The organism is Wenyingzhuangia aestuarii (assembly GCF_011927765.1).
Lineage (GTDB): Bacteria > Bacteroidota > Bacteroidia > Flavobacteriales > Flavobacteriaceae > Wenyingzhuangia > Wenyingzhuangia aestuarii.
This window is the reverse complement of the sequence record NZ_JAATJG010000012.1, coordinates 40818-58947: the sequence shown is the minus strand read 5'-3', so window position 1 is coordinate 58947 and position 18130 is coordinate 40818. Positions and strand designations below refer to the sequence as shown.

At 32.9% G+C, this 18130-nt stretch carries 11 protein-coding genes; 10 read left to right on the top strand and 1 reads right to left on the bottom strand.

Annotation, left to right across the window (positions count from 1 at the left end; translation table 11 throughout):
• The first annotated feature begins 17 nt into the window (after positions 1 to 17).
• Genes GGR97_RS11615 through GGR97_RS11600 form a run of 4 tightly spaced genes read left to right on the top strand, consistent with a single transcriptional unit; the run spans position 18 to position 5648 of the window.
• Positions 18 to 1370 carry a DUF1552 domain-containing protein gene (locus GGR97_RS11615; protein ID WP_167898693.1) on the top strand — a complete coding sequence of 451 codons (1353 nt, stop codon included), beginning with the start codon at positions 18 to 20 and terminating at the stop codon, positions 1368 to 1370.
• A gap of 38 nt (positions 1371 to 1408) precedes the next feature.
• Positions 1409 to 2728: an L-fucose:H+ symporter permease gene (gene fucP / locus GGR97_RS11610; RefSeq protein WP_167898692.1), complete on the top strand. Its 1320-nt coding sequence runs from the start codon at positions 1409 to 1411 to the stop codon at positions 2726 to 2728.
• Positions 2729 to 2732: 4 nt separating this feature from the next.
• Positions 2733 to 3743, top strand: coding sequence for a cytochrome-c peroxidase (locus tag GGR97_RS11605; protein WP_167898691.1), 1011 nt, complete (start codon positions 2733 to 2735; stop codon positions 3741 to 3743).
• Positions 3744 to 5648: an outer membrane protein assembly factor BamB family protein gene (locus GGR97_RS11600; protein WP_167898690.1), complete on the top strand. Its 1905-nt coding sequence runs from the start codon at positions 3744 to 3746 to the stop codon at positions 5646 to 5648.
• A 56-nt stretch (positions 5649 to 5704) separates the two neighbouring features.
• Here GGR97_RS11600 and GGR97_RS11595 read toward each other — a convergent pair whose 3' ends face one another.
• Positions 5705 to 7135 carry a tetratricopeptide repeat protein gene (locus tag GGR97_RS11595; protein WP_167898689.1) on the bottom strand — a complete coding sequence of 477 codons (1431 nt, stop codon included), beginning with the start codon at positions 7133 to 7135 and terminating at the stop codon, positions 5705 to 5707.
• Between the two features lie 354 nt (positions 7136 to 7489).
• On the opposite strand from GGR97_RS11595, the gene GGR97_RS11590 reads away from it, so the two are divergent.
• From GGR97_RS11590 to GGR97_RS11565, 6 genes are all read left to right on the top strand, one after another.
• Positions 7490 to 9133 (top strand): apiosidase-like domain-containing protein, encoded by a 1644-nt coding sequence (locus GGR97_RS11590; RefSeq protein WP_167898688.1) that lies wholly within the window; start codon positions 7490 to 7492, stop codon positions 9131 to 9133.
• Between the two features lie 23 nt (positions 9134 to 9156).
• Positions 9157 to 10680, top strand: a complete 1524-nt coding sequence (locus GGR97_RS11585) for a sulfatase family protein (protein WP_167898687.1) — start codon at positions 9157 to 9159, stop codon at positions 10678 to 10680.
• A 2-nt stretch (positions 10681 to 10682) separates the two neighbouring features.
• Positions 10683 to 13043 (top strand): glycoside hydrolase family 3 N-terminal domain-containing protein, encoded by a 2361-nt coding sequence (locus tag GGR97_RS11580; RefSeq protein ID WP_167898686.1) that lies wholly within the window; start codon positions 10683 to 10685, stop codon positions 13041 to 13043.
• Positions 13044 to 13215: 172 nt separating this feature from the next.
• Positions 13216 to 14103 carry a family 16 glycosylhydrolase gene (locus GGR97_RS11575; protein WP_167898685.1) on the top strand — a complete coding sequence of 296 codons (888 nt, stop codon included), beginning with the start codon at positions 13216 to 13218 and terminating at the stop codon, positions 14101 to 14103.
• A gap of 33 nt (positions 14104 to 14136) precedes the next feature.
• Entirely contained in the window at positions 14137 to 16746 is a 2610-nt protein-coding gene (locus GGR97_RS11570) for a WD40/YVTN/BNR-like repeat-containing protein (protein ID WP_167898684.1), read from the top strand.
• A 7-nt stretch (positions 16747 to 16753) separates the two neighbouring features.
• A complete protein-coding gene (locus GGR97_RS11565; protein WP_167898683.1) occupies positions 16754 to 18130 on the top strand; it encodes a family 43 glycosylhydrolase in 1377 nt (458 codons plus the stop codon).

Below are 18130 nucleotides of genomic sequence, written 5' to 3'. Positions count from 1 at the left end.
CATAAAAAATTAAGGTTATGAGTAAAAAATCTTGGCACATGGATAGAAGAAGCTTTGTAAAAGGCTTGGGAGTTGCATGTATGTTACCATACTTAGAATGTATGGGAATGAGTTCTTTATCTGTTTTAGATGCTCCTAGTAAAGTAGATATTCCTAAAAGATTATGTTATTTGTACGTTCCTAACGGAGTGGCAATGCCTCCTAAAGAGAGTGAATATTTTAACAAATGGAATTGGTTTCCTACAGGGAAAGGAGCAAATTATAAGTTTACCAACACACTTTCTTCATTAGAGCCTCATAGAAAAGATATTTCTATTTTAGGAGGATTGAGTCATCCTTTTAGTAGAAGTGTTTTAGGGCATATTGCAGGCGATACTTGGTTAACGGGAGGAGATTTAAGGGGGGCTTATAAAAACAGTGTTTCTGTAGATCAGGTGGCAGCAAGACATTTGGCTAAGAATACGCGTTTTCCTTCTTTGGTATTGTCTACAGATGGTGGAGTAGGATATAAATCTAGAGCTTCTACCTTGTCTTTTGATTCTTCAGGAAAAGCAATTCCATCAGAACACAGACAAAGAGAAATTTTTGAACGTTATTTTTCTCCCAACGGAGGAGGAACTACAGCTCAAAGAAGAAAATCTTTGCAGCAAGGAAAAAAGTTGGTGGATTTAATTTTAGAGGACAGCAAGAGTCTAAACAGAAAATTGGGTGCGCACGACAAAGCTAAGATGGATGAATATTTAACCTCTTTAAATAGAGTAGAAGAGCAAGTGGTTAGAAATGAAAAATGGTTAGACATTCCTTTAAAAAAGTTTGATTCGGATCATTTAAACCTAGATGTAAGTCCACAAGATCCAGAAGCGTATATAAAAGCAACCTTAGATTTAATGGTTATTGGTTTGCAAACAGATGCGACTAGAGTGATGACCTATATGATGGCTCGTGAAGATGGAATGGGCTTTGGAGATAGTTTTCCAAAATTTACTTTAGGATTGCCAGGACACCACAGCATGTCTCATGATAAAACTGCTGGTCATTGGGAAGAATGGGGAAAATACGATCAATGGTTGGCCAAACAATTTGCTTATTTTATTGAGCGTTTAAAAACAACTACTGATGAATATGGTCCTTTGTTAGACAATACAATGGTATTGTATGGTAGTGCTTGTAGTTCTACACACAATGCAAATAACTGTCCTTTGGTTTTAGCCGGAGGAAAAAATATGGGAGCCAAACATGGAACCTACACAGAGTTTGATCAAAAACATGTACCCATGTCTAATTTATTTGTGAGTATGTTAAATTCGGTAGGTTTAGAAACTGAAAAATTTGCAGATAGTACGGGTACTTTGCCATCAATACTAACATAACAACAATACATATATAACCAACAACTAAAACAACTTTTATGTCAAATCAAAAAAATACTCCTGTAGTGAGTAAGGAATTACTAATTCCATTTATTGTAATTACCTCCTTATTTGCTCTTTGGGGATTTGCAAACGATGTTACCAATCCTATGGTGACTGCTTTTAAGAAAGTAATGCCAGAACTAAGTTGGTTTCAGGCCTACTTGGTACAATTTGCCTTTTATTTTGGATATGGATGTATGGCATTACCTGCCGCTCTATTTATTAGAAAATTTAGCTATAAATCGGGGATTTTATTAGGTTTAGGTTTGTATGCTGTGGGAGCATTTTTGTTCTACCCAGCCTCGTCATTTGAAGATTACAATTTCTTTTTGATTTCGTTATATGTAATTACCTGTGGGTTGTCTTTGTTAGAAACGACTGCCAATCCTCTTATTTTGTCTTTAGGAGATAAATCTACAGCGACAAGAAGATTGAACTTAGCACAGGCATTTAATCCTATAGGCTCTTTGTCTGGAATGTTGATTGCTCAGTTTGTGGTATTGAGTCAAATACAGTCAAACCAAATAAGTGAAGAGGATTATAGTGCTTTAGACACAGCAGCTAAGAGTGCTATAAAAACTCAAGACTTAGGAATAATAAGTAGTCCTTATTTAGGAATTGGAGCAGTAGTGCTTGTAGTATTGGTTATTGTTTGGTTAACTAAGATTCCTAAAGTACAAGAAGAAGAGGAAATTACATTGAAAGAATCGTTTCAAAAAATATTTGCTAAAAAAGCATTCTTACCAGGAGTTATAACACAAGCAACTTATGTAGGAGCACAAATTATGTGTTGGACAGCTATTTTTCAATATGTAGAATATTTAAACCAGTCTAGACCAGCAGATGATCAGTTGCAAGCAACCTATTGGAATATGTTTGCCATGTCTATCTTTTTAGCGGGACGTTTTATTGCTACTGGGCTAATGAGTAAGTTTAAAGCACCTAAACTGTTGTTTATATATGCTATCATGTCTGTGTTATGTTGTTTTGGAGCTATTGTAATACCAGGAATGGCTGGATTGGTAAGTTTGGTATTTGTGTCTTTGTTTATGTCTATCAACTTTCCAACTATTTACGGAATTGCTTTAAAAGATATGGATGGAGAAGCCAAAGTGGGATCTGCATTTTTGGTGATGGCTATTGTGGGTGGGGCTATTTTTCCTCCTATGCAAGGATTGATTATAGATATAGGAGGGCCAGAGTTGGCAAACACAACTATTTTAGGAGTGCCAGAAATAAAATTTTCTTTTATCATGCCTATGATCTGTTTAATTCCAGTGATTTTTTACGGGTATTCCAACGCTAAAGAAGCATAGTTTAGTGAAAAATAAAAGATACAGTTGTTGGTTAGCGCTTTACGTATTGTCTACAGGATTTCTGTTTGCTCAGAAACCTGTAGAGGGTAAAGCCACACAGCTTAGGACTTCTTTAGAACCTTATTTTGTTGCGGTAGAAAAGAATGAGAGTTTTATAAAAAGCAACAAAGAAAAAATAGCATTAGGAAAACGATTGTTTTTTGACAAACAGCTTTCGTTAGGAAAAGGTGTCTCATGTAATGATTGTCACGATTTACAGAAATATGGAACCAATGGAACTTATTATTTGAATCAAAAAAATAAAGAGAATTTTTATAGAGATGTACCCTCGGTATACAACAATTTGAGTTATGAACTTTTTAATGTAGATGGAGGTGTAAGTAACTATGCTAAAAAAATACAACAAGCTTTTACGAGTCAGCACGAAATGGGAAGTAACGAAGATGAAATTGTTACTTACCTAAAAGAAAGTAAGGTTTACAAAAAAGAGTTTAAAAAAGCCTTTCCTAAGCAATCCAAAGCCATTCTTTTTAAGAATGTTCTGGAGGTTATGCAAAAATTTATGAGTGAGTTAAAAACTCCAGCACCTATAGATGCTTTTATAACTGGAGACACCAATGCTTTAACTCCAATTCAAATAGAAGGAGGAATTTTGTTTGTAAACAGGGCTTGTTATTCCTGTCATACAGGTTCTAATTTTGGAGGGCAAATGATTAACAAATTGGGTGTAGAAGTGCCTTGGCCAAATCAAAAGGACTTAGGGTTTTATCATCTTAAAAAACAAGTTGCTTATAAAATGTTTTTTAGGGTAGCACCTTTAAGAAATGTAGAAAAAACGGCTCCTTATTTTCACGATGCTACGGTAGTTCTTTTAGATAAAGCCATCAAATTAATGGGAATTCACGAAAGAGGAATTCAGTTAAAAGTTGTTGAAATAGCAAAAATCAAAGAATTTTTAAAATCTTTTACAGGAGAAATTCCCAAAGAATACATAAAAATGAATAAATCAAAATAAATGAATCGACTTAAACAAAAAGTTATTGGAGTTGTTGCTGTCTTGTTGATGGTTTCTTGCAATACACCAGAAAATACGGTTACCACAGTAGCTAATAGCCAAAACCAATGGCCAATGTCTGGCGGACCTAATGGTAGTTGGAAAGTAAAAACAGATGGACATGTTCCTATAAAATGGTCGGTAAGGACAGGAGAAAATATAAAATGGAAAACAACTTTACCAGAAGGTGGGCAAAGTGGAATAGCAGTATGGAAAGACAAGTTGTTTTTAACCATCAATCCACCCAATAACAACCCAAAGCACATAGAGGTTGTAAAAGAATATCAAAAAGCAAAATCAATTTATCAATCTAATTTTGAATATCAAGTTCTTGTTTTAGAGAAAAAGAACGACCGTCAGTTAAAAAGCTACAAAAAAGAATTAAAGCCTTTGCTAGAAGCTTGGAAGCACATATTAGATAAAAATGCATATTATCAGCATGGTTCCGATTTGGAAAAACCAGGAATAGAAAAAAATCTAATGCGTAAGCATAAGGTTGGTCAGGAATTATCAAAAGCTACAAAAAATTATAAAGACTATGTTCATCAGCAATTTAAAGATTTAAAACTAGCTTATGAAGAATTAGAGCGATTGAGAAAATTAAAAAACGGAGGAGCTAGTAGCAAAGACATTGTTTTATTGTGTTTAAATTCAGAAACAGGAAAAATTTTGTGGGAAAAAACGATAAAAGGGACAATTGAAAGCCAGTATAATTATGGTTTTAGCGATGCAACTACTCCAGCTCCTGCGACCGATGGAAAATATGTTTGGGCGATAAATGCAAGCGGAGGAATGGCTTGTTTTACGTTAGATGGAAGTCTTGTTAGGGAAAGAACATGGATGCCAACCACAGGAGGAAAACCATTTAACAAACAATTTGACTCAATGTTGTTTGAAGATTTAATTTTTAACGTTGAGCCTCCTGTAAAAGGAGATCAAGAGCGAATAAAAGATTGGAATTATTTGCATGCTTTTAATAAGAATACAGGTGAACGTGTTTGGGTTACCAAAGAGGCATTAACACATTACAATACTCCAATAATTGGAGAAACTTCCAATGGAAAACCTGCTGTACTAATTGGTAGAGGAGGTCCGCATGGAGTTCCAGAAAGACCTGTTGGCTTGAGTTTAATTTCTTTGGCAAAAGAAAATCAAGGACGTTTGGTTTGGAGTTGGAAGCCTAAGGATGCTAATAATATTTCTGGTTGGGGTGCGTTGAGTACACAGCATTGGGATAAAGAAAAAGCTTCTTGGTTTTATAAAGGAGATAATCATGCAACAATTAATACAACGACAGGTGAGTTAATTGCTAAAAAGCCATTGAATATTGTGAATCAGTATAATTTTAATAAAGATAAGCAAGCTTATGAGCTAAAAGAAAATGTAAAAATTAAAGGGCTGCAAAACCAAAGACATTGTAATTTGTCTACAGGAGATGATTTGTTTTATATGGTAAGATACAGTCCTTATTTGGCAAAACACAATACGGTTACTGGTGTAAACGAACATTTAGAAATGCCTAGAGATATAGACGATCAAGGGAACTATGTATACGGACATACGCAAACAAACGATGGATTGAACTCTAAGGGACAATTGAATGCTGCCGATGCTAGAACTAGAGGAAATGGTTTTCAGAAATGTTTCTTAGGTTCTCCTACCATGATAAACAATTATATCTATTTTACCAATGCTGTGGGAATGGTGTATGTAATAGATGCGAATGCAAAAACTTTTGATGCATCTGCTTTGGTTGCTGTAAACGACTTAGGAGAAAGTGGAAAAACATGGACAGTGAACTCTTTGAGTTATGCCAATGGAAAAATTTATCACAGAACGATGAAAGAGGTTATTTGTATAGAGTAACTAATTTATGAACTTATAATAAAAAGTCAATTTGTTGAGTCAAGTTGGCTTTTTTATTATATAGATCCTATATAAGTTTGTAAACTCTCGTTGGAATCTAATCCCATTTTTTTACGAATTCTATATCTAGAAGTATGTACACTTTGTAAAGAAATATTAAGAATTTTAGCCATTTCGTGACTATTAAAATTTAATTTAATAAGGGCACAATGTTTTAATTCTGTAGGCGATAAATTTGGATATTTTTTACAAATAGTTTCATGAAAATGAACATTTACTTCCGTAAAACGTTTGTTAAATTCTTCCCAAGAATTATCATTTCCTTTTGCATATTTATGTTGAAGTTGTTTGTATTCTGTAGGATTATTTTCTTTGATTATTTTTAATAACGTTTCAATAGCTTCTTCTTTTTCTATCATCTTTAAAGCATGAGAGGTTAGCTCTTTGCTTTTTACTCTTAAAATGGCTTTATTTTTTTCTTTGTCTAAATCATTAATCAATGATATTTTTTTGATTTTATTTCTCTGATAAATCAAAAGATACATTCCAATACTAAATAAAAGAAGAACTCCTAATAAACTAAAAATAAGCGCTAGTTTTTTATTCTTAGTTTTAATAATTGCTTCCTGTGTTTCAATTACTTTTTTGTTTTCGGTAATTTCAGCTAAATAGTTGTTCTTAATTTCAAACAAACGTTGATTGTTTTTGTTAGTAGTACCAAACAATCTTTTAAAACTTTTTTGCGATGCTTTTAAATTAGCTACAGCATTTATATAATCCCCCTTAAGAATATATAAATCCGCTATTTTGTCAAATAAATCGGGTTTCATTTCAGAATGTACATTGGTCTCTTTTTGTAAGGCTATCGCTTGTTTGTAAAAAAATAAAGCATCGGTATAATTTTTTTGTTCACGTTTAAGTTCTCCTAAAAACTTTAAATTAACAACCAAATAGGGAGATTTTATATTTTCTAAAAGAGTTTTTCCTCTGTAAAGTAATTTTTCGGATTTGTCTAAATATCCTAATTGTAAGTTGCAATAGCCTCTGTCTGTAATTACGTAAGGTAATTCTCTTTTGTAATTATCAATAAAAGAACAAGAATCTAAATAAATTAATGCTTTAGTATAATCTTTTCTTTTTCTCCAAAAACTAGACAAACTAAAATATGTAGAAATAGCAATGTGTTTTTTTGCTTTTTTTTGAGTGAGCAACTTTTTTGTAATACTTAATGATGTGTTTAAGTGATGTATTGAAAGCGAATCTTTGTTAAAAATATCATATAAAATTCCTAAACTTCTATGAATTTCTTGCAATACAATTTGATCCTTTTTTTGATCAGCAAGTAACCAAGCTTCCCAAATTTTCTGAAAAGCTAAATCATACTCACCTCTGTAACGATGTGTATTATTTTCTTTTAATAGGCAGTTAATAACTTCTAAAGTGTCATTTTCGGTATCTACATTTTTTAAAGAATTAGTAATGTTCATTTTTTTGTCTATACTGTTTTTAGCATACACAAATGGAGTTAAAAAAATTGTATTAAAAAGAATGATGTAAAAAAAGGTTGTTTTGTGGGTAGTCATGCTTTCAAAAATAAGGATAACAAATAACCTTAAATAAAACATATGACTAATTAAGAAAAACATACGTGTTGTTAGTTTGGTTTTTAAACTAATAATATTGCATAAGCTAGACTAGTTATTGATAGGGTTGAATTACTGTTGAATAGTTTTTGAATACCTCTTGGTTAAAAATTAGTCATGAGTAATGATGAATTTTACATGTTAGCTTTTAAATAAAAGCTTTGGTTCAATTTAAACAATCACTTAATACTCGTAAAAATGAAAAAACATGTAGGCTCGTTTTTAATTCTTCTTTTTTGTAGTCAACTTTTGGTTGCACAAATTAAAACATGGAGTCATCCTAAAACTGTAAAAACTGTTCAGTGGGAAGTAAACGATTTAATTTATAAAACCAAATCAGAAATTAAAGATCCTTTTTCTAAGGAAGTTTATGCCATTGTATCAGATGAAAACGGAACGCAAAAAATCCCAATATTTTACAACGGAAACAAACAATGGGTTTTTAGATATTCTAGCGCATCTGTAGGAAAAAAGACATTTGTTCTAGAATCGGAAATTAAAGAGTTACACAAAAAGAAAGGTAAAATAGTAGTTACAAAGAATACAAAGAAAAATCGTCATGGAGGAGTGGTTTTAAACAAAGAAAATCCACAGCATTTATTTTACCAAGACGGTTCTCACTATTTTAATCTAGCTTTTGAATGTGATTGGTTGTTTGCTTTAGATTACAATCAAAAAACAATTCCTAAAACAGAACATCTGTTGTCTTTGGTAGAAAAATATGGTTTCAATCAAATTGTAATGAATGTGTATTCTTACGATGTAAAATGGCCTAAAGACAAACGATTGTTAAAATACCCAGAACATGAATATGGAAGTAGAGAAGATATTTTTCCGTTTTTAGGATCCAATTCAAATCCAGACTTTAGTGCTTTAAATGTTGATTTCTTTCGTCATTTTGACAAAGTAATTTCTAGTATGCATGATAAAGAAATTGTAAGCCATTTAATGATTTATGTATGGAATAAGTTGGTAAACTGGCCAGACATGCAAAGCAAAGCAGACAATATGTATTACGATTATGTGGTAAAAAGATATCAAGCTTTTCCAAATATTGTATGGGATGTTTCTAAAGAAGCTTTACATTATGAACGTGCTACCAAAGAATACATTTCAGAACGTATTGCAAGAACTAGAAAATTAGATGCTTTTAACAGGTTGGTGTCTGTACACGATTATGGTTTTTGTAGAAACCATAAAGATGAGGTTGATTTTATTTCTATGCAAAACTGGCAACATACTTTGTATCAAAATATGTTAAAAGCAAAAAAGGACTTCCCTAACAAACCTATTTTTAACATAGAACATGGTGGTTATGAAGAATCTCCATATGTTGTTTTTCCTGGAGCTTATGACAATGCAGAAGCTTGTTTAAGAAGAAATTATATGTGTTTGTTTGCAGGTGGTTACACAACCTATTATTGGCAAGGAATGTCTTGGAATGCAGTAATTCACAATCCTTTTGAGCAACCAGCTAATTTTATCAAACCTAAGTTTAACTATTTTAAAAACATGAGAACCTTGTTTGATACGGTAAATTTTGAAAATTGTGAACCAATGTCTCATTATAACTCAGCGGGTTATAATTTAACCAATGTAAAAGATGGTATTGTACTTATGTATGCTCCAAAAGAAAATAATTGGGTGGGGGCTAGCAAGGTAATTGCTGATAAGTTTAACTATAAAAATGCTACAAAGCAATGGTTTAATACATTAACAGGTGAGTTTACTAAAGAAGAAAAATATGTAAAAAAAGGAATTGCTTTAGAGTTTTGGGATTCTAGACCCTGGAAAAATCAAGCAGATGCTATTTTAATTATAAGAAATTTAGATAAAAAATAATCAATAAAAACAAATAGAATAAAATGAGAATCAAATTAACGGTGAAACTTTTGTTAGCACTATTCGTTGTTCAGGCAAGTGTACAAGCAAAAAATCCAGGAAAACCAAATGTAATAGTTATCTATTTAGATGATTTGGGGTATGGAGATTTAAGTTCTTATGGAGCTACAGAATTAAGCACTCCCAATATAGATGTGTTGGCAAATGAAGGAGTTAAATTTACAAACGGATATGCAACATCGGCAACTTGTACACCAAGTCGTTATGGTTTGTTAACCGGAGTGTATCCTTGGAGAAATCCAAAAGCAAAAATTCTTCCAGGTTCTGCACCTTTAATTATTACTACAAAGCAAGAAACATTGCCTAAAATGTTCAAAAAAGCAGGATATCAAACTGCTATTGTAGGAAAATGGCATTTAGGTTTAGGAGCAGGAAATGTAAATTGGAACAAACATATTTCTCCAGGTCCCAACGAGGTTGGTTTTGACGATGCTTATATTTTAGCCGCTACTCAAGATCGTGTACCTACGGTTTATATAGACAATGGTTATGTAGATGGATTAGATCCTAAAGATCCTATTTCTGTAAGCTATAAAAAGAATTTTGAAGGTGAGCCTACAGGAAAAGATAACCCTGAATTAACAACGTTAAAATGGCACCACGGACATAACAATAGTATTGTAAATGGTATTCCTAGAATTGGATATATGAAAGGTGGTAATGCTGCAAAATGGACAGATACAGACATGGCAGATCATTTTTTAAAGAAAGCACAAGACTATGTAAAAACACATAAGAAAAGTCCTTTCTTTTTGTACTACGCTATGCAGCAACCACACGTACCACGTACGCCACATCCTAGATTTGCAGGTAAATCTGGAATGGGACCAAGAGGTGATGTAATTTTAGAAGCAGATTGGTGTATTGGTGAGTTTATGAAAACGTTAGAGCAGGAAGGAATTTTAGAAAACACATTGATTGTTTTTTCTAGTGATAATGGTCCTGTTTTACAAGATGGATACTACGATGATGCCATGGAGAAAATAGGAAAACATACTCCTGGAGGAGTTTTACGTGGAGGAAAATATAGTTTGTTTGATGCTGGAACAAGAGTGCCGTTTATGGTGTATTGGAAAGGTACTGTAAAACCAAAAGTATCAGATGCTTTAGTTTGTCAGATAGATTTATTAGCCTCCATGGCAGAATTAGTTGGAGTAGATGCAGAACCAACAGATAGTCAAAATATATTACCAGCATTGTTGGGTAAAAAGAAAAAGGGTCGTAAAGATATTGTGTTAGAAGCGGGTTCTAAAACATCATACAGAACAGGAGACTGGGTAATGATTCCTCCGTACAAAGGAGCTAAAATGAGTTGGCATTCTTTTGTAGAATCTGGAATAGATATGGAGTTTCAATTGTATAATTTAAAAGAAGATCCAAGTCAACAAAACAACCTAGCAAAATCAAATCCTAAGCAATTAAATAAGTTATTGGCTAAATTCGAAAGTATTAGAGGAAAAGACTATTCAAATATTAAGAAAAAATAAGAATGAAAAAAATCATCATCTTATTCGTTTTATTCATGACCAATAGCTTTCTTTTTGCACAAGAAAAGTTAGCAAAGCCTTTTAGTACTCCAGAAATTGATGCAAAAGTAGAAGCCATTATGTCTACCATGACAATGGAGGAAAAATTAGCTCAAATTACAGGAACTAGAATTAGAGAGCTAATGGTAGATGGAAAACTTTCTTTAGAAAAATGTAGAGAACACATTCCTAATGGAATAGGACATTTTTGTCAGTTCTCTACAGGACAAGCTTTGTCGCCAGAAAAGTTAAGAGATTTAGTTCGTGAAATTCAGCATTATTTAATGACGGAAACACGATTAAAAATTCCTGCTATTTTTCACGAAGAAGCCATTACAGGTTTTGCTACACAAGGAGCTACCACTTTTCCTCAACAAATAGGGGTAGGATGTTCTTGGAACCCAGAATTGGTGCAAAAAAATACAGCATCTACAACTCAGAATATGAGAGCAGCCGGAGCTACTTTTGCTTTGTCTCCTATGTTAGATTTAAGTAGAACAGCACATTGGAACCGTCATCAAGAAAGTTATGGAGAAGATGCTTACTTAACTTCTCGTTTAGGTGTTGCCTTTGTAAGTGGATTACAAGGAGATAATTTTAATACTGGAGTTGCAGCTACTGTTAAGCATTTTGCAGGTTATGGAACTAAAAATAACGATGCTAAAACATTGTATGAAGAGTATTTAATGCCTCACGAAGCAGCAATTAAAATTGCAGGTGCAAAAAGTGTAATGCCTTCTTATGGAGTGTATCAATCTTTACCTATATCGGTAAGTCCAACAATGTTGGATAGAATGTTAAGAAGAGAAATTGGTTTTGACGGATTGGTAGTGAGTGATTATGGAGCCATTAATATGGTCTATAAAAAATACAAACAAGCTCCAGATCTAATGACAGCAGGAGCTATGGCTTTAAATGCAGGAGTAGATATAGAATTGTCATCGCCAACAACTTATCCTTTGTTGCCTGAAGCTATTAAAAAGGGATTGATTACAGAAGAAACTATTGATGTTGCTGTAAAAAGATCGTTAATCATGAAGGAAAAGTTAGGTTTGCTGGCTAAAAATCCACAAATAGGAAAAGATGGAGCTTTAGATTTTGATCCTCCTGCTTTTAGAAAATTAGCTTACGAAACTGCTTGTCAGTCTATAGTACTATTAAAAAACAATGGAATTTTACCTTTAAAAAGTACTGTTAAAAAAATTGCTTTGGTAGGTCCAAATGCTGCCACAACACAAGGCTTGTTAGGTGATTATACCTATCAAGCAATGAGAGCTTTTTGGAAAGGAGAGCAATACAATCCTAATAATCCTAAGCTAGTAACTTTAAAAGAAGGATTGGAAAATAGATTAGGAAATTCTGTAGAACTTAAACACGAACGTGGTTGTGATTGGAGTGCCGACCTAGAGGCTACCATAGATAAAAGTGGTTTTGGTGACAGTAGGTTAGGAAAATTAAAATTGTTAACCGTACAAGGTTTGCCTCAACCAGATTTGCAAAAAGCCATTGCTATTGCTAAAGAAAGCGATGTAATTATTGCTGCCGTAGGAGAAAATATTTCTTTAAATGGTGAGGGTAGAAGTAGAAAAGGAATTGGCTTACCAGGAGAACAAGAAGCTTTTGTAGAAAAGTTATTAGCAACGGGTAAACCTGTTATTTTGGTATTATTTGGAGGAAGACAACAAGTGATTGATAAATTAGAAGGTAGATGTGCTGCCATTATTAATGCTTGGTTTCCTGGAGAAGAAGGAGGAAATGCTGTTGCAGATATTTTGTTAGGAAACGTAAATCCATCAGCAAAACTATGTGTTACGTATCCTAATTCTCAAAAAAGAGAAGAGGTAAATTATCAAAATGGTTACAGTGTAAATAATCAACCATTATATCCTTTTGGTTATGGATTGTCTTACACTACGTATGAATATTCTAATCTAAAAATAAAATCATCAGCTAAAGTAACAGATGATCGTTTTTCTATTTCAGTAGCTATTAAAAATACAGGGAAAATGGATGGAACTGAAATTGTACAATTGTACGTTTCTCCACTAGACAACACCTCAACAATGAAAGCTATTCAATTAAAAGGTTTTCAAAGAGTATCTATTCCATCAGGAAAAGAAAAAACGGTAACCTTTAAAGTTTCACCACAACAAATGGTTCAATATAAAAATGACCAATGGTTGGTAGAATCAGGAGATTATGTATTTAAAATAGGAGCTTCTAGTACAGATATTCGTTTAAAAAAGACTCTTAAATTAAAAGGAAAAGACTTGGTTTTAGAAAACGGAAGACAAATATTTTTCACCCAAAATGAAATAAAATAGGATTGTTTTTATTTTTTTAGTTAAATCTTAAACACCAGTACTTTACAATTTGTAAAAGTGTTGGTGTTTTGGGTTAAAAACACATTTATGTTTCATATAAAATCAATATGTGCTATTGTTTAACGGTTTTAGAAATAACTTTATCATATGAATTATTATAATTAAACTATTTATGAAAATAAAGAATTTTATCAAATCAGTTTTATTCATTGCTTTTTCTGTAATGATGAGCTTACAAGCTTTTTCTCAAAAAGGACCTTACATTATTAAAGATGATGGATTACAACTTTTAAACAAAGAATGGAAGTTAATAAAAGAAATGTCTGACGAATTTAATGGGAAAAAATTAGATTCCAAAAAGTGGGTAAACTCTATAGGAGGATGGATTGGTAGACCACCTGGTTTATTTTTTCCCAATACAGTAAAAGTAGAAAAAGGAGAATTAAGAATTACCAATTATAAATTGCCAGCACCTGTTGTAAAAAACAAAAAAGAGTTTACACATGCCTGTGGTTTGGTCAGTTCAAAAAAAGCAATGACTTACGGTTTTTACGAATGTAAAATGAAAGCAAGTAAAACATTTATGTCTTCTACATTTTGGTTAATAAGTGATAAAAGAGAGTTGTCAGGCTGTGATAAAAGAACTACAGAACTAGACATTCAAGAATGTGTAGGTAGAATTGTAACAGATAAAGCTTGGGCAAAAGATGCTGATGTAAGAATGGGGTCTAATACGCATAGTAGAGGTATTCCTGCAGATTGTGATATTGTAAAAGGAACCAAAGGAGCTAAGGCTATTTTAAAAAAAGGAAAGGTGTATGAAGATTTTCATACATATGGAGTTTGGTGGAAAAACAAAAACGAAGTCTTGTTTTTCTTAGATGGAGAATTGGTAAATAAAGTTACACCTCCTGCAGATTTTAATATTCCAATGCACTTAAAAATGGTTACAGAAACCTACGACTGGAATCCAGTGCCTGCAGATGGTGGTTTAACGGGTTCTAAAAAAGAAAGAACAACTTCTTACGATTGGGTAAGAGCTTGGAAATTGGTAGAATAAATAACAGCTAGAGAATAATCAACGTTTAGAATAATGAGAAATATTAAATTATTTATAGTAGCAGCTTTGTTTGCGTTTCAAGCAAATGCTCAAGAATCTAAAGCACAAAAAAAGTTTTTTAAGAAAATAAAAACTGAAAAAGTTATTTCGAATCCTTCTATTGTTTGGAAAAACTTTGGACCAGGAATGTCAGGATATAACGAAGAATTTTGGTGTCATCCCACAGATGCTAATGTAATGTTTATGGGCCCCGACATGCATGTAAGTTATGGTACTTGGGATAACGGAAAATCTTGGCATACTCTTAAAGACTCTGATGGTCTTGGAGTAGACATGGAGCGTGTACACGATATTACGTTCTCTAAACAAAATCCAGATTTTGGTGTGGCTATAGAACGTGCAGGTGGTGTGTATACCTCTAATGATAGGGGAAGAACATGGAATTTAATTTACGACATTCCTAGAACTAGCGGAAAACACGTAAGTAATGCACATACACAAGTAACCATCAACCCTAAAAATGATAAAGAATGGTTAATAGGAGCAGGAGATTTTTGGAATATAAAAGAAAACCATAGAAGTTTAGCAAAACCTCATGGAAATATTCATAAAAGAGCAAGCTATGGATATATTTTAAAAACTAAAAATGGAGGAAAAACATGGACTAAAATTGCAGCAGATATATCTGGAAATTTAGATGTAGCTAGAATTATTTATCATCCTAAAAATCCATCAACTATTTTTATAGCCACCAATTATGGGATGTTTGTAAGTACTAATGGAGGTGATAATTGGAAAGCTGCCAACAAAGGATTACCAAATAATTTACCTCGTGATTTAACTTCTTATTACAATCCTAAAACGGGAGATTTTGAATTGTTTTTAGTAGAACAAACTGTTTATAAAAAAGCAGGAAACACCACAACTTCTATAGGAGGAGTGTACAAAAGTACTGACGAAGGAAAATCTTGGACAAATATTACAGGGAATTTAGCTATTGATTTAACTAAAATTAGTTTTTATCCTGAAATAGATAGATACTATAATACTATTGGTTACTGGTTTGGACAATCTAAAAAAGAAATTAAAACGGAGTTAAAAGCATTGCCAACAGAAGCTTTACCAGTATTTAATAGATTGGTAGTAAATCCACTAAATAAGGATGAAATTTATGTTGTTTTTAACAAAAAACACGATAAAAGCTTTGGAGCAGGAGATCTTTGGAAAACAGAGAATGGTGGTAAAACATGGATAGTTTGTGCGCGTAACGGTATGTATTGGAAAGCCAAAAAAGACAAAGCGTATTGGGCAAGAAGAAACAACCCTATAGGAGATAATATTGAATTTGCGCATTTGCAAGTAAATATGGACAATGGATCAGAACGCTCAGGAAACCGTATGTTGGCAATCAATATAAAGGGAGAAGTATTTATTGGTATAGATCAGCAAACGTTAAAATCTACAGATCATGGAAAAACTTGGCAACAAGTAGATGATTTTGAAACATCACCAGGAAGCAATAAATGGATTGGTAGAGGAGATAGTAATTTACCTGGTAGATACATGTTGCACGAAACTGGAATTAAAGGAAGAAGATTATTAGCTAGTGGAGAACATGGTTTGTGGCAAACAACAGATTTAGATGGTTGGCCAGATAAACAAGCGGTAGCTGTAGAACAAATAGATGGTCAAGTACATGATCATAGCGGAATGCACGGACAGCATTCAACATCTACGATGGCAGTTCACCCTAACGATCCAAATACAATTTATTCTTTAGCTTGGAGACAAGAGCACAGAGGAAAATTACGTAGAACACAAGATGGAGGAAAAACGTGGGAAAATATTGCAACTATTTTTGAAGGTAACAATCCATCGTACCGTGGTTTATTAACACAATATTCTTTAACAATTGATCCTAAAGAACCAAAAAACATGTATTTCTGTACCGTTTTAAAACCTATTGCAGAAGTAGCAGATGGATCGGCAAAATTAACCAAAGGAGGATTTGGTTTTTATCGTTCTTTTGATGGTGGTTATACCTGGGAGCTAAGCAATAAAGGTTTTCACAAAAAAGCAAGTGTCAGAAGAATTGAGCTAGACCCTAAAAATCCAAATATTATTTATGCAGCTTTAAATGATAATAATGGAGGTTTGTATAAATCTACAAACAAAGGAACTTCTTGGGAAAAGATGAAGATTCCATCAGTGATAAAAGCAGTGAATAATGTGTTTATAGATAGAAATAATCACAATATATACATTGCTACTGGTAGACGTACTGGAACTTATGAAGAAGGTGGAGTATGGAGAAGTAAAAACAACGGTAAATCTTGGAAACAAATTTTTAAAGCTCCTTTTGTATGGCAAATAGAAACCTCTCCAATAGATAAAGATTTAATTGTGATTAGTGTAGCTGCACAAGCAGGACATATTTCTAAAAACTTTATGAATCCTGGAATTTATTTATCTCAAGACGGAGCAAAAAGCTGGAAAAAAATTAACAAAGGCTTAGGGCAACCTAATAAAATGGTAGATGTAAAACCAGATCCATACAATAAAAATGTATTGTGGAGTGCTGCTTGGGGATCAGGATGGTTTATTACTTACTTAAACAAATCAACAGAAGGTTGGTTAAAATAAAAACAAAATGAAAACTACAGTTTTTTTATTTTTATGTGGAGTTTCGTCCTTTGTGTTTGCGCAACAAAAAAATCTAGGTTTAGATGATTATACTTCTAAAGATTTGTATAAAAAAGCAATAAAAGTTGATGTCATTGCTCCAGAACATGGAATGGCAGATCCTCATGCTTGGGTTCAGAACGATACTGTGTTTGCAATCTGCGGACATGATGAATCTTGGGAAGGAAAAGGTTCTTTTAGAATGGACCGATGGGAAGTTTGGTATAGTACCGATTTAAAAAATTGGAACTATTCAAGAAGTTTAGATCCTAAGGATACTTATATTGGAAATCAACCTAATTGTTGGGCAGGCGATATTACAGAAAGAGACGGTAAGTATTACTGGTTTTTTTCTAATAGAAATATAGATACCGGAGTAATGGTTGCCGATGAAATTACTGGCGAATACAAAGATTTATTAGGAAAACCATTGTTACCAAAAGGAATTGTACCTGTACACCCTTATGATCCAGAAATTTTTGTAGAAGATGATGTGTATACCATTTGTTTTGGAGTAAATACATATTATATGGCTACTTTGGCTAAAGATATGAAGTCTTTAACGACTAAACCTAAAGCTATTTTAGTACAAGATAAAGAGGGAAATAAAGTAAATACAGATGATAAATCAACCTTGTTTAAACGTAATGGATGGTATTATTTAGTTTATGGTTCTACCTATGCCATGTCTAAAAATTTATATGGTCCTTATGAATTAAAAGGAGCATTTTTAAAAGGAGGGCATACTAGTTTTTTTGATTGGCATGGACAAAAATATGTATTACAAGAGAATCACGATATCAGTGCTTTTTATAGAGGTGCTAGTTTAAAACCGGTGTTTTTTAATCAAGATGGAACAATTGTAATTCCCAAAGAAGATGGTATGTACCCTGCACCAGGGAGGCCATTTAAATTTATCAATAGTACTATGGGGTGGCATGCAAGATCGGGAACAGATGTATTGTTTAAAGACGGAGTTATTACGGGAACTATTACGGATAAAAATGCGATAATAACCAGTGCTCCATGGTTGTATACAGAATCTAAACTGTGTTCAAAAATAACTTTTAAAATTAAAAACAGCAGTGTGGCTAAAAGTATAAAAGTAGCATTGTACAGTAGAGGTTACAGTGGCAATTTTTGGGCTATTAATGAACCTGTAGATTGGAACGAGCAAGAATGGATTTCTATTCCTATTTCTGCTAATGATAAAGGATTTAAAACTTATACAATGGATTTGTCTCAGTTTTCACATATCAAAGAAAGAATTATGCAAGTAGGAATTCAACCTGCAAGTAAAGCAAGTTCAGGATCTTGGCAAATAGATGAAATCATTATAGAATAA